Origin of the sequence: Quatrionicoccus australiensis, from assembly GCF_020510425.1 — a bacterium.
GTDB lineage: Bacteria > Pseudomonadota > Gammaproteobacteria > Burkholderiales > Rhodocyclaceae > Azonexus > Azonexus australiensis_A.
The window spans coordinates 1,340,499-1,353,838 of the sequence record NZ_JAHBAH010000001.1 but is presented as its reverse complement, the minus strand read 5'-3'; the positions used below and the strand labels follow the sequence as shown (position 1 = coordinate 1,353,838).

The following is a 13,340-nucleotide window of genomic DNA, read 5'->3' as shown; positions in this document are numbered from 1 at the left end:
TTTGAATGATGAACTCTAGCATACGTCAGCGTATGGAGGTGTGACAGGCCTTACTCGGAGCGCAAGGCTTCGACCGGATCGAGGCGTGCCGCCCGGCGGGCGGGTAAAACCCCGGCGGCGAGGCCGATGCTGATGGCGATCGCCTCGGCCAGCAGCACGAAGCTGAGCGGGGTGTGTACCGGCAGGGCGGGCAGGGCGAAATGAATCAGCTGTGCCAGTCCGACGCCGAGGAGCAGGCCGAGCAGGCCGCCGATCGCCGAGAGCGCGACCGCTTCGCCGAGAAACAGCAGCAGGATGGTGCGGCGCCGGGCGCCGAGCGCGACCAGCAGGCCGATCTCGCCGGTGCGTTCGCTGACGGCGATGGTCATGATGGTGACGATGCCGACACCGCCGACCAGCAGTGAAATGCCGCCCAGCGCGCCCACTGCCATGGTCAGTACGTTGAGGATGTTGGACAGCGTCTTCAACATTTCTTCCTGCGAGATCACCGTGAAATCCTCGCGTCCGTGGCGGGCAATCAGGCGCTGCTTGATCGCGCTGGCGACGATGCTCGATGGCACGCCTTCTTCGGCGGCAATATTGATTTCATCGACGCCTTCGCGATTGAACAACTCCTGGGCGCGTGCGGTCGGGATGAAGGCGGTGTCGTCGAGATCGATGCCGAGGAACTGGCCTTTCGCGGCCATCACGCCGATTACCCGGAAATGCAGGCCGCCGATGCGCAGGCGTTGGCCGAGCGGATTCTCGCTGCCGAACAGCTCAGTGCGCAGCTTGCTGCCAAGCACGACGAAGGCGCGCGCGCTGCCCTCATCGTCCGGTGGCAAAAACTGGCCGCTCTGGACGGTCGACCGGAAAATCAGGGGCAATTTCGCATTGACGCCATATATAAGTGTACGTCGCGTCCGGCCATTGCCCTCGACCTCGGCATTGCCGCGCACATTGGGTGTGACGGCAACGACGTGCGGCAGGCGTTCGAGCGAGCGGGCATCTTCGATCGATAAGGGGCGGGCGCTCGACGGCAGGCCGGAAGTCGAGCCGCCGGTCTTGGTCTTGCCGGGGGCAGCCGAGATGACGTTGGTACCGAATTGCGTGAACTCGCCGAGCACGAAACGATGGATGCCCTCGCCGATCGAGGTGAGCAGGATCACGGCGGCAATGCCGACGGCGATGCCGAGTAGGGTCAGGAAGCTGCGCAGGCGTTGCGCGGTGACGGCGCGAATGGCGAGGCGAAGCGAATCGGCGAGCAGCATGGTCAGTGCTTCATCAAGGCTTGCACCGGATCAAGCCGGGCGGCGCGGCGGGCCGGCATGACGCCGAACAGCAGTCCGGTGCCGAGCGCTGTGCCGAGGCCGGCGATCACTGCCCAGTCCGGCGGATAAGCCGGAAAGACCGGAAAGACCTGGCGCAGGATGAAAGCGCCGAGCTGACCGAGCAGGTAACCGACCAGGGCACCGACAGTAGACAGCATCGCGGCTTCGGCCAGGAAGGCCAGCCGGATCGTGCGCGCTGTTGCGCCGAGCGCCTTGAGCAGGCCGATTTCGCCGGTGCGCTGGGTGACCGCGACCAGCATCACGTTCATCACCAGGATGCCGGCGACGGCCAGGCTGATTGCCGCGATGCCGGCGACGCCCATGGTCAGCGCGCCGAGCAGCTTGTCGAAGGTGGCGAGGATGGCATCCTGGGTGATGACGGTGACGTCTTCTTCGCCACGGTGGCGTTGCTTGAGGATGTCCATGACCTGTTCCTTGGCCTCGGGAATCGCCTCGCGGCTCTTGGCTTCGACCAGGATGCGGAACAGGGTGTTGGAATTGAACATCGCCTGGGCCAGTGCGACCGGGACGATGACCAGTTCGTCGGTATTCATGCCCAGACCCTGGCCGACCGACTTGAGTACGCCAATCACGCGCAGGCGGCGATCGCCGACCCGGATCAACTGGCCGACGGCCGGCATGCTGCCGAACATTTCCTCGCGAATCGTGGCGCCGATCACGGCGACCGGCGAGCCGCGATTCCAGTCTTCGTCCGGCAGGCCCTGGCCTTGCGCCAGTTCGAAATTGCGGATCGGCAGGAATTCACTCGTCGAGCCGGCGACCATGACTTCGCGCAGGCGGCCGCCGAAACTGATTTCCGAGGTGCCGACGGCAAGTGGTGCGAGGCGGCTGACGGAAGGGGCGCGGCGCAGCGCGCCGGCGTCGTCGATGCTCAGGTCGCGCGGTGTGCTGGTGATCGCATTGGCCGGATTGAAACCGCCGGTGCCGGAGCGTCCGGGCAGCACGATGACCAGGTTGGTGCCGATCGAGGAAAACTGGCCGACGACGTAGCGGCGCGCGCCGTCGCCCAGCGCCGTGAGAATGACCACGGCAGCGACCCCGATCGACATGGCGAGCACTGAAAGCGTGGTCCGCATCGGGTAACCGACGGCCGCGTCGCGGGCAAAACGCAGGGTGTCAGCCAGGCGCATGCGCGCTGTCCTGTTTCAGGCGGCCGTCTTCCATGATCAGTTGCCGTTTGGCCCGGGCGCCGAGCGCCGGGTCGTGGGTCACGACAATCAGCGTGACGCCGCTGCTGTTCAAGCCCTCCAGCAGATGCACGACTTCGTCGCCGGTGTGGCGGTCGAGATTGCCAGTCGGTTCGTCAGCGAGAATCAGCGCCGGCTGCATGATGGTGGCGCGGGCAATTGCCACACGCTGACGCTGGCCACCGGAAAGCTGGTCGGGGCGGTGGTCGGCGCGATGTTCCAGACCGAAGTTGGCGAGCGCCAGTTCGACTCGTTGTGCGCGCTCCTTGGCCGGAATGCCGGCCAGCATCATGGGCAGGGCGATGTTTTCGGCGGCGGTCAGGCGTGGGACGAGATGAAAGCTCTGAAAAACGAAACCGATGCGCTGGCTGCGCACCTGCGCCTGCTCGTCGGGTGACAGCGTCGTGACGTCGCGGTCTTCCAGTCGGTAAGTGCCGCTGCTCGGATGGTCGAGCAGGCCGAGCAGGTTGAGCAACGTTGATTTACCCGAACCCGACGGCCCCATTACCGCGACGTATTCGCCGGCGGCAATGCTCAAATTGAGCTGAGCCAGCGCGTGGACCGTTGAGTCGCCGAGCTGGAAGACTCGTTCGATGTCCTTGAGTTCGATCAGCGCCATGGGCTATTTGCCCTTGGTCTTGTCGTCCGGAACGACGCTGGCGCCCGCCTTGATGCCATCCTTCTCGAGCGAGGTTGCAATCCTCTCACCAGCACTCAGGCCTTCAAGCACTTCGGTGTATTCCCAGTTGCTCAGCCCGGCCTTGATCTGGCGTTCGTCGAGTTTGCCGCTGTCTGCATTGTATACAAGCACCTTGCCACCTTCCTGGATGGCGGCGGTTGGGATGCGCAGCACATTCTCCCGGCCGGCGAGAATGATTTCGACGTCGGCGCTGTAGCCGACCAGCAGTTTGCCGGTGGCGTCCGGTTGCGCGAAATCAACTTCGATATCCACGGTGCGCGCCTGCTTTTCGACGGCCGAGACATAGGGGGCGACGCGTCGTACCTTGCCTGGCAGCAATTTGCCCGGCAGAGCGTCGAGGGTGATGCGTGCCGGCTGGCCGGCCGTTATCTTGGGGGCGTCCACTTCATCCATCGGTGCCTTGACGTAGAGGCAGGTGTCGTCGATCAGATCGATGGCGGGCGGCGTAGGGACGCCAGGGGGGGACGGGGTTGAATATTCGCCAAGTTCGCCGACGATTTTTGCCACTGTGCCATCAAAGGGCGCATAGAGTGCGACCCGTCCCTGTTCAACGCGGGTGGCGCGGAATTTCGCTTCGGCCTGGGCCTCATCCGCCTTGGCTGTATTGCAACTGGCGCGCCGTGCTTCGGCTTCGGTGCGGGCGGCTTCTTCGCGGCTGGGCGAGACGAAGCCTTTCTCGCGCAGCTCGGCCTGCCTTTTTGCCTCTTTTTCTGCGTTGACCGCTACCAGGCAGGCTTCCTCGGTGCGCTTGCCGGCCAGCGTGATCTGCGACTGGGCGAGTGTTGCCTGAGCTTGCTGGTCGTCATTCCACAGCTTGAGCAGCAATTGCCCCTTCTTGACCTTGTCGCCTTCCTTGACGCCAAGGAACTCGATGCGGCCGCCAATGATGGTGGACAGCTTGGTGCGCAGGCAGGCTTCGACCGTGCCAGCACGGGTGTTGGCCAATGTTGCCTCAACCTTGCCGGCGGTGACTTCCTTCAATACAACCGGAATTGGCTTGCTGCGGCTGAACCAGGCGTAAGCCAGGCCAAGGCTAATGATGATGGCAGTGATCACGGCGATGCGACGCATGGTGTTTCCTTAACGAAAACCGGGCAGCCAGCCGGATTGGGCTTGGCCGTTGATCGGCTCAAGCGGCCCCTGGTAGAGGGCTTCGATGACCGGCGGATCCTGCCAGGGCTCGTTCATGAAGGTCAGGCCGACTTCCTCGACCGTTTTGCCCGACCAGTAATATTCCGCCACTTCATCGAGCGCGCTCAGCGACAGGCTGTGCGGCAGACGCAGGTAGTCCAGCCAGCTGGCGTCGTGGAACGAGCATATATATGCGCCTTTGGTGCGGGCGCAGACCAGATTCTTGCCGAACACGCGTTGCGGGTGCTTGCTGCGGAAGGTCATCGCGTCTGTGCGTGTCGCAAACAGGAGGAGTGCGTGCAGGCGGCTGGGGAAATGGTTGTAGCGTCGTTGCCGGAAGTATTCGAGGTGATACTCGGCAAAATAATTCTGGACGGTGATCAGTTGATCACCCGGAGTCGGTTCGCCACCTTCGGGGTCGGACAGCGTTGCGCCAAAAGGACTGCCCTTGAGGATGTCCCAGCCCGGCAACTCGGCACCGGGCTCGAGCCAGCAGGAGAGCTCCAAGGTTGCGGTATCTTTGAACAGATTATCCATGACTGAATTATCGGTTAATCCGCCTGTTCTCACTCATCATTTATGCGGGACGAAATCGTTGTGAGTGGAAATTGATGCCGTCGTCTGAAGTCAAAATCAGCGACCGAAAATTGTTGGAGAAAGATGTAGCTTTTTTTTGCCGGAGTGATAATCTGAACCTGTACCGAGGTTAGCAGCAAGCCCCGGCAAGCCGTACCAGTACTGCTGCGTAGCAGGAGATTCTATGGCAGTTTTCGCAAAGAGCATTCTTGAGATTACCGTGTAGTACTCCGTAACGGCGAAAAGCCGAATACCCCAGCCTGATGTGCCGGGGTGCAGTAAAAGAAGCCCATGCCTGAACCGCATGGGCTTCACGCATTCAGGGAGCCCATTTATATGTCTATCAAGCGCAACGGCACTACACGCCGCTATTCAGACAGTGTTGTACACAATGGCACTGCCTATCTGGTGGAAGTGCCTTCCAATAGTGATGGCGATATTGCTGCTCAGATGTCGAATCTGTTGTCCGGTGTTGAGCGTTTGCTGGAGCAGGCGGGAAGTGACAAGTCGAGTTTGTTGATGGTGACCATCTATCTTGCCGATATGGCTGACTACGAAGCAATGAATGCCCTTTGGGACAATTGGCTGCCTGAGGGTGTTGCTCCAACGCGGGCATGTGTTCAGGCGAGGTTGGCTAATCCTGCACTTAAGGTGGAGATGGCGATTGTTGCTGCCGCCCATCGTCGCCCAGCTGCGCAAACTTTCCCCGTACTGGAGTGACAAGGGTCCGGTGGCTAATCCCGAGGCCGCCTTCGCTCCGACTTACGCCTGACGGCAGCCGTTCTCTCTCAGCAGTAACCTCGGTTGGCCCCGGAAGCGATTCCGGGGCCCTTTTTTGTCTACAGACTGGTTAAGTTGGGGGAGGCGCCAAAAGCGGCCGAAAAGGGACGAATTGAATTAATTTCGAAAACAGTATTGACCTTGGTTTGAAGTTCTATATAATGCGCCCCTCCTTGCAGCGCTTGGTTCTACGGGCGGTGAGGGGAAGAAGTGGTGGTTTGAGTTTTGGCAGGTTGAGCGAAAAAAGATTTCAAATTTTGCTTGACGGTTTAGCTGAAGTTCTTCATAATCTCGCTTCTCTGCTGCTGACGGATTTAACGAGACGGCGCGGTGGAAATGATCTTTAACAATTTGAACAACCGATAGGTGTGGGTGCCTTGATGCTAGTGACTTAGGTCACACAAAAGTATTAAAGGCAATCACACGGATGGAGAGATCCATCGAGGTAGAAGTTAAATTCTACCGTCAGTGAATTGTGAGTAGTAATGTTGGATTGAACTGAAGAGTTTGATCCTGGCTCAGATTGAACGCTGGCGGCATGCCTTACACATGCAAGTCGAACGGCAGCACGGGAGCAATCCTGGTGGCGAGTGGCGAACGGGTGAGTAATGTATCGGAACGTACCATTGAGTGGGGGATAACGTAGCGAAAGTTACGCTAATACCGCATATACCCTGAGGGGGAAAGCAGGGGATCGCAAGACCTTGTGCTCTTTGAGCGGCCGATATCAGATTAGCTAGTTGGTGAGGTAAAGGCTCACCAAGGCGACGATCTGTAGCGGGTCTGAGAGGATGATCCGCCACACTGGAACTGAGACACGGTCCAGACTCCTACGGGAGGCAGCAGTGGGGAATTTTGGACAATGGGGGCAACCCTGATCCAGCCATGCCGCGTGAGTGAAGAAGGCCTTCGGGTTGTAAAGCTCTTTCGGCCGGGAGGAAATCGCATCAGTTAATACCTGGTGTGGATGACAGTACCGGAATAAGAAGCACCGGCTAACTACGTGCCAGCAGCCGCGGTAATACGTAGGGTGCGAGCGTTAATCGGAATTACTGGGCGTAAAGCGTGCGCAGGCGGTTTTTTAAGACAGGCGTGAAATCCCCGGGCTCAACCTGGGAACTGCGCTTGTGACTGGAAGGCTAGAGTATGGCAGAGGGGGGTGGAATTCCACGTGTAGCAGTGAAATGCGTAGAGATGTGGAGGAACACCGATGGCGAAGGCAGCCCCCTGGGCCAATACTGACGCTCATGCACGAAAGCGTGGGGAGCAAACAGGATTAGATACCCTGGTAGTCCACGCCCTAAACGATGTCAACTAGGTGTTGGGTGGGTAAAACCATTTAGTACCGGAGCTAACGCGTGAAGTTGACCGCCTGGGGAGTACGGCCGCAAGGTTAAAACTCAAAGGAATTGACGGGGACCCGCACAAGCGGTGGATGATGTGGATTAATTCGATGCAACGCGAAAAACCTTACCTACCCTTGACATGTTCAGGATCCTGAAGAGATTTGGGAGTGCCCGAAAGGGAACTGGAACACAGGTGCTGCATGGCTGTCGTCAGCTCGTGTCGTGAGATGTTGGGTTAAGTCCCGCAACGAGCGCAACCCTTGTCGTTAATTGCCATCATTTAGTTGGGCACTTTAACGAGACTGCCGGTGACAAACCGGAGGAAGGTGGGGATGACGTCAAGTCCTCATGGCCCTTATGGGTAGGGCTTCACACGTCATACAATGGTCGGTACAAAGGGTTGCCAAGCCGCGAGGTGGAGCTAATCCCAGAAAGCCGATCGTAGTCCGGATCGTAGGCTGCAACTCGCCTGCGTGAAGTCGGAATCGCTAGTAATCGTGGATCAGCATGTCACGGTGAATACGTTCCCGGGTCTTGTACACACCGCCCGTCACACCATGGGAGCGGGTTCCGCCAGAAGTAGGTAGCCTAACCGCAAGGGGGGCGCTTACCACGGCGGGGTTCGTGACTGGGGTGAAGTCGTAACAAGGTAGCCGTAGGGGAACCTGCGGCTGGATCACCTCCTTTCTAGAGAAAGCATCACTGGCACCCACAACCTATCGGTTGTTCAATGAGTAGCAAACAGACGAGGGTCTGTAGCTCAGTCGGTTAGAGCACCGTCTTGATAAGGCGGGGGTCGTTGGTTCGATTCCAACCAGACCCACCAACGTCAAATCAAGTAAGCGAGCAGTACGAGGCGCGAGACATCGCCGCATACACCTGTATGCAAGATGTTGAGCAACGACGTAATGCGAAGCTTAACGGGGGATTAGCTCAGCTGGGAGAGCACCTGCTTTGCAAGCAGGGGGTCAACGGTTCGATCCCGTTATCCTCCACCAGAACCTAAAGATAAGCAGAGATGTTTATCTTTAGCTTTTGAGGAATCAATTGCTACGCTCTTTAACAAATTGGAAGAAGGTTGTGTCACTCGTGCTGATGAGGCATGGGTGATGCGTTGTGATTGCATCTGTAACGTCTTCGGACGATACAGCACAAATATGAGTTTGCCTGTAGCCGCTCTCGCTAAGAGAGTACAAGGTTATAGGATCAAGCGACTAAGTGCATGTGGTGGATGCCTTGGCGATCACAGGCGATGAAGGACGTGCAAGCCTGCGAAAAGCGGGGGGGAGCTGGCAATGAAGCTTTGATCCCCCGATATCCGAATGGGGAAACCCACCTCTTATGAGGTATCCCTGACTGAATACATAGGTCAGGGAGGCGAACCCGGTGAACTGAAACATCTAAGTAGCCGGAGGAAAATAAATCAACCGAGATTCCCCAAGTAGTGGCGAGCGAACGGGGAGCAGCCTGCTAGTGATAGCGGAATGGTTAATGGAACGGAATGGAAAGTCCGGCCGTAGTGGGTGATAGCCCCGTACATGAAAACCAATCCGTGGTACTAAGTTAGCGAAAAGTAGGGCGGGGCACGTGAAACCTTGTCTGAACATGGGGGGACCATCCTCCAAGGCTAAATACTCGTGATCGACCGATAGTGAACTAGTACCGTGAGGGAAAGGCGAAAAGAACCCCGGGAGGGGAGTGAAATAGATCCTGAAACCGCATGCATACAAACAGTGGGAGCCGACTTGTTCGGTGACTGCGTACCTTTTGTATAATGGGTCAGCGACTTACGTTGTGTTGCGAGCTTAACCGAATAGGGGAGGCGTAGCGAAAGCGAGTCTGATAAGGGCGTTTAGTAGCACGGCGTAGACCCGAAACCGGATGATCTATCCATGGCCAGGATGAAGGTGCCGTAACAGGTACTGGAGGTCCGAACCCACTAATGTTGAAAAATTAGGGGATGAGCTGTGGATAGGGGTGAAAGGCTAAACAAATCCGGAAATAGCTGGTTCTCCCCGAAAACTATTTAGGTAGTGCGTCACATATCACCAACGGGGGTAAAGCACTGTTATGGCTAGGGGGTCATCGCGACTTACCAAACCATGGCAAACTCTGAATACCGTTGAGTGCGAGTGTGGCAGACAGACAGTGGGTGCTAACGTCCATTGTCAAGAGGGAAACAACCCAGACCGCCAGCTAAGGTCCCCAAGACACAGTTAAGTGGGAAACGAAGTGGGAAGGCATAGACAGCTAGGAGGTTGGCTTAGAAGCAGCCATCCTTTAAAGAAAGCGTAATAGCTCACTAGTCGAGTCGTCCTGCGCGGAAGATGTAACGGGGCTCAAACTGTGCACCGAAGCTGCGGATATCGAAAGATATGGTAGGGGAGCGTTCTGTAGGTCTGTGAAGGTGACTTGAGAAGGTTGCTGGAGATATCAGAAGTGCGAATGCTGACATGAGTAGCGATAAAGGGAGTGAAAAGCTCCCTCGCCGAAAGCCCAAGGTTTCCTACGCAACGTTCATCGGCGTAGGGTGAGTCGGCCCCTAAGGCGAGGCAGAAATGCGTAGTCGATGGGAAACAGGTCAATATTCCTGTACCGATTCTAGATGCGATGTGGGGACGGAGAAGGTTAGGTCAGCCATCTGTTGGAATAGGTGGTTTAAGCGTGTAGGAGTGTCCCTTAGGCAAATCCGGGGGAATTATCTGAGGCGTGACGACGAGGCACTACGGTGCTGAAGTGATTGATACCAAGCTTCCAGGAAAAGCCACTAAGCTTCAGTCTAGAATTGACCGTACCGCAAACCGACACAGGTGGGCAGGATGAAAATTCTAAGGCGCTTGAGAGAACTCAGGAGAAGGAACTCGGCAAATTAACACCGTAACTTCGGGAGAAGGTGTGCCCCGGTAGGGTATAAGTCCTCGCGACGAAAGCCCGATGGGGTTGCAGTGAAATGGTGGCTGCGACTGTTTAATAAAAACACAGCACTCTGCAAACACGAAAGTGGACGTATAGGGTGTGACGCCTGCCCGGTGCCGGAAGGTTAAGTGATGGGGTGCAAGCTCTTGATCGAAGCCCCGGTAAACGGCGGCCGTAACTATAACGGTCCTAAGGTAGCGAAATTCCTTGTCGGGTAAGTTCCGACCTGCACGAATGGCGTAACGATGGCCACACTGTCTCCTCCTGAGACTCAGCGAAGTTGAAATGTTTGTGAAGATGCAATCTCCCCGCGGCAAGACGGAAAGACCCCATGAACCTTTACTGTAGCTTTGCATTGGACTTTGAATCGGTCTGTGTAGGATAGGTGGGAGGCTGTGAAACCGGGACGCTAGTTTCGGTGGAGCCAACCTTGAAATACCACCCTGATTTATTTGAGGTTCTAACCTTGATCCGTGAATCCGGATCGGGGACCGTGCATGGTGGGCAGTTTGACTGGGGCGGTCTCCTCCCAAAAGGTAACGGAGGAGTACGAAGGTACGCTTAGGACGGTCGGACATCGTCCATAAAGTGCAATGGCAAAAGCGTGCTTGACTGCGAGACCCACAAGTCGAGCAGGTGCGAAAGCAGGTCATAGTGATCCGGTGGTTCTGTATGGAAGGGCCATCGCTCAACGGATAAAAGGTACTCTGGGGATAACAGGCTGATACCGCCCAAGAGTTCATATCGACGGCGGTGTTTGGCACCTCGATGTCGGCTCATCTCATCCTGGGGCTGTAGCCGGTCCCAAGGGTATGGCTGTTCGCCATTTAAAGAGGTACGTGAGCTGGGTTTAAAACGTCGTGAGACAGTTTGGTCCCTATCTGCCGTGGGCGCTGGAAATTTGAAGGGGGCTGCTCCTAGTACGAGAGGACCGGAGTGGACGAACCTCTGGTGTACCGGTTATGACGCCAGTCGTATCGCCGGGTAGCTATGTTCGGAAGAGATAAACGCTGAAAGCATCTAAGCGTGAAACTCGCCTTAAGATGAGATTTCCCGGAGTCTTGAACTCCTTAAAGGGTCGTCGAAGACCACGACGTTGATAGGTCAGGTGTGGAAGCGCAGTAATGCGTTAAGCTAACTGATACTAATTGCCCGTACGGCTTGATCCTATAACCTTGTAATACACTGCAAGCAATACTCATAAAGCAGTCACAACAATCAACCTTCTATCCCAATTTGGCCTGACGCAATCCGCGGCAGGCACACAAGTTACGCTTGGCGGCAATAGCCTGCTGGACCCACCCCTTCCCTTCCCGAACAGGACCGTGAAACAGCAAAGCGCCGATGATAGTGAGTATTTCGCTCGCGAAAGTAGGTCACCGCCAGGCTCCCATTTCAAAAGCCCCTCTAGCTCTCGCTAGCGGGGCTTTTGTGCGTCTACCCAACAGAAAATAACGAGCGAATGAAATTGAGCGCGCTCGTTGCCTTGTTACACCGCTTGGGGCGGCTGCTCGATGAAGGCCATCAACTCGCGCACAAAGCGCTCTCGTTGCCATTGATGGGGAGAGTGATCTGTTCCTTCGTAGATGTGAAGGAGAGCGTTGGGGATCCGGTCTGCAACATAATGCGCCGTTTCGGTGCGGTAAAAATTGCTTTCACCACCATAGATCAGCATCGATGAGACATCGATGCTGGCCAGTACATCGCGATAATCGGCCTTGGTCAGACTTTCCCAGCACTTGATCAACGGCCCTGGATCCTGTGCCCGGAGAGCTGATCGGGAACGTTCCCAGCCACTTGCCCCGGTCAGATATTTTTCACGGGCCCTCGCATTCAGGCCGAAAGCCGTAAGCTTGAGTACGCCTTCGGCAAAATCGTCGTTCAGCGTTCCCAGCATTTCCTGCGATTTTTCACCATTGAAGTCGCCGTAAATTCCGTGATCCCAGTCTGCGTCGGTGAGCAGTTTGGGCGATTGATCGATAAAGCAAAGACGTGAAATTCTTTTCGTTCCATAGTCGCGAATGTATTGCCACAGGGTCAGGGCGCCCATGGAGTGCCCAACCATCGTGACTTGTTCAAGCCCGTAATGATCCAGGAGATTGCTCAAGTCTCGGGCCATTCGCTCGACCGTGGGCGGAGTCTTGACGTCCTGTTTGTGCCCGCCGTGGCCTCTGGCATCCCATCGATATACCCGGTGCCGCTTATTCAGTTCAGCCAGAAAAGGAAACCATTCCTGGCTGCTCGAGGTCCAGCCGTGCAGCATGACGATGGGCGAGCCCTCGCCTGAAATTTTGACGTGCAGTTTTGCGCCATCATCGGCAAAGAAGTGTGTCATGGGAAGAAAAGACGTTGCGGAGAGGCAAGTATAATCCGCGGGTCAATACGCAGGAGTATGGAAATGTTCGACTGGAGAGATTACGGAAACGGGATTGTTGCCTTCGATGCCGGTTATGTGCGGCCTATCCTGGCGGCGATTCACATGGTGATCGAAAATGGCCGCGTTGCGATTATTGATACGGGAAGCAACGACTCTCTTCCCAATGCCCTCGCCGCGCTCGAAAGGCTGGGACTGGGTTCCGCAGCGGTCGACTATGTTTTTTTGACACATATTCATCTGGATCACGCCGGTGGTGCCGGGCGCATGCTGCAGTGTTTTCCCAATGCGCGCCTAGTTGTGCATCCGCGTGGAGCTCGGCATATGGCCGAGCCCTCAAAGCTAATCGCAGGTGTCAGTGCCGTGTATGGAGCGGAGTACGTCGAGCGGGTTTATGGGGAGATTCAGCCCATTCCTGCCGAGCGTATTATTGAAGCCGCTGATGGGCATGTTGTTTCGCTGGCCGGCCGCGAACTGCTTTGTCTCGATACGCCGGGGCATGCGCGTCACCATATCTGTATTGTCGATACCCGGACGACCGAGATCTTTACCGGAGACATGTTCGGCCTGTCGTATCGTGAACTGGATGTCGGTGATCGCCAATTCATCTTTCCGACGACGACCCCAACCCAGTTCGAGCCGGACGAGATGCGAAAGTCGATTGCACGCCTGCTTTCTTACCGGCCGGAGGCGATGTATTTGACCCATTACAGTCGGGTTGGCGATGTCGCCTCCAAGGCCGATAGCTTGCTGCGTCACCTCGACGCCATGGTCAATATCGCTTTGCAGGAAAAGGCAGCCGGTGACGAGCGCCACGTCCGGATCAAGGAGCGCACAACTGATTATTTGTTCTCGGCAATCCGGGCGCACGGTTGTACGCTGCCGGATGCCGAATTGCACGCAATCTGGGCCACCGATCTCGAATTGAATGCGCAGGGGCTTGGTGTCTGGCTGGACACCTTGAAGGGCTGAGTGTCTGAGTGAGCCGGGCTGGATTTT

8 protein-coding genes, 2 tRNA genes and 3 rRNA genes are annotated in these 13,340 nt (G+C 56.8%); 7 read left to right on the top strand and 6 right to left on the bottom strand.

Annotated elements, in window-relative coordinates; translation table 11 throughout:
- Positions 1-50: 50 nt before the first annotated feature.
- Genes KIG99_RS06570 through KIG99_RS06550 form a run of 5 tightly spaced genes read right to left on the bottom strand, consistent with a single transcriptional unit; the run spans position 51 to position 4,886 of the window.
- Positions 51-1,250 carry an ABC transporter permease gene (locus KIG99_RS06570; protein ID WP_226459422.1) on the bottom strand — a complete coding sequence of 400 codons (1,200 nt, stop codon included), beginning with the start codon at positions 1,248-1,250 and terminating at the stop codon, positions 51-53.
- Positions 1,251-1,252: 2 nt separating this feature from the next.
- Positions 1,253-2,461 (bottom strand): ABC transporter permease, encoded by a 1,209-nt coding sequence (locus KIG99_RS06565; RefSeq protein WP_226459421.1) that lies wholly within the window; start codon positions 2,459-2,461, stop codon positions 1,253-1,255.
- Positions 2,448-3,137, bottom strand: coding sequence for an ABC transporter ATP-binding protein (locus KIG99_RS06560; RefSeq protein WP_226459420.1), 690 nt, complete (start codon positions 3,135-3,137; stop codon positions 2,448-2,450). Before KIG99_RS06560 ends, KIG99_RS06565 begins: the two co-directional genes overlap by 14 nt.
- Before the next feature lie 3 nt (positions 3,138-3,140).
- The gene (locus KIG99_RS06555) at positions 3,141-4,289 is read right to left on the bottom strand and encodes an efflux RND transporter periplasmic adaptor subunit (RefSeq protein WP_226459419.1); all 1,149 of its coding nucleotides are present in this window, start codon (positions 4,287-4,289) and stop codon (positions 3,141-3,143) included.
- Between the two features lie 9 nt (positions 4,290-4,298).
- Complete coding sequence (locus KIG99_RS06550) at positions 4,299-4,886, bottom strand: hypothetical protein (protein WP_226459418.1); 588 nt, start codon at positions 4,884-4,886, stop codon at positions 4,299-4,301.
- Between the two features lie 375 nt (positions 4,887-5,261).
- Here KIG99_RS06550 and KIG99_RS06545 point away from each other — a divergent pair, with 375 nt between their 5' ends.
- From KIG99_RS06545 to rrf, 6 genes are all read left to right on the top strand, one after another.
- On the top strand, positions 5,262-5,645 hold the full coding sequence (locus KIG99_RS06545) for a RidA family protein (protein ID WP_226459417.1): 384 nt from the start codon (positions 5,262-5,264) through the stop codon (positions 5,643-5,645).
- 555 nt (positions 5,646-6,200) lie between these two features.
- A 16S ribosomal RNA gene (locus tag KIG99_RS06540) occupies positions 6,201-7,738 on the top strand.
- A 62-nt stretch (positions 7,739-7,800) separates the two neighbouring features.
- A tRNA-Ile gene (locus KIG99_RS06535) sits at positions 7,801-7,877 on the top strand.
- Between the two features lie 96 nt (positions 7,878-7,973).
- Positions 7,974-8,049 (top strand) — tRNA-Ala (locus KIG99_RS06530).
- Positions 8,050-8,255: 206 nt separating this feature from the next.
- Positions 8,256-11,136 (top strand): 23S ribosomal RNA (locus KIG99_RS06525).
- Between the two features lie 105 nt (positions 11,137-11,241).
- Positions 11,242-11,355, top strand: a 5S ribosomal RNA gene (gene rrf / locus KIG99_RS06520).
- The 16S, 23S and 5S rRNA genes sit together here with 2 tRNA genes alongside, the layout of an rRNA operon.
- Positions 11,356-11,456: 101 nt before the next feature.
- On the opposite strand, the gene KIG99_RS06515 is transcribed toward rrf, so the two are convergent.
- A complete protein-coding gene (locus KIG99_RS06515) occupies positions 11,457-12,302 on the bottom strand; it encodes an alpha/beta fold hydrolase (RefSeq protein ID WP_226459416.1) in 846 nt (281 codons plus the stop codon).
- A 63-nt stretch (positions 12,303-12,365) separates the two neighbouring features.
- Here KIG99_RS06515 and KIG99_RS06510 point away from each other — a divergent pair, with 63 nt between their 5' ends.
- Complete coding sequence (locus KIG99_RS06510) at positions 12,366-13,313, top strand: MBL fold metallo-hydrolase (protein WP_319002363.1); 948 nt, start codon at positions 12,366-12,368, stop codon at positions 13,311-13,313.
- Positions 13,314-13,340 lie beyond the last annotated feature (27 nt).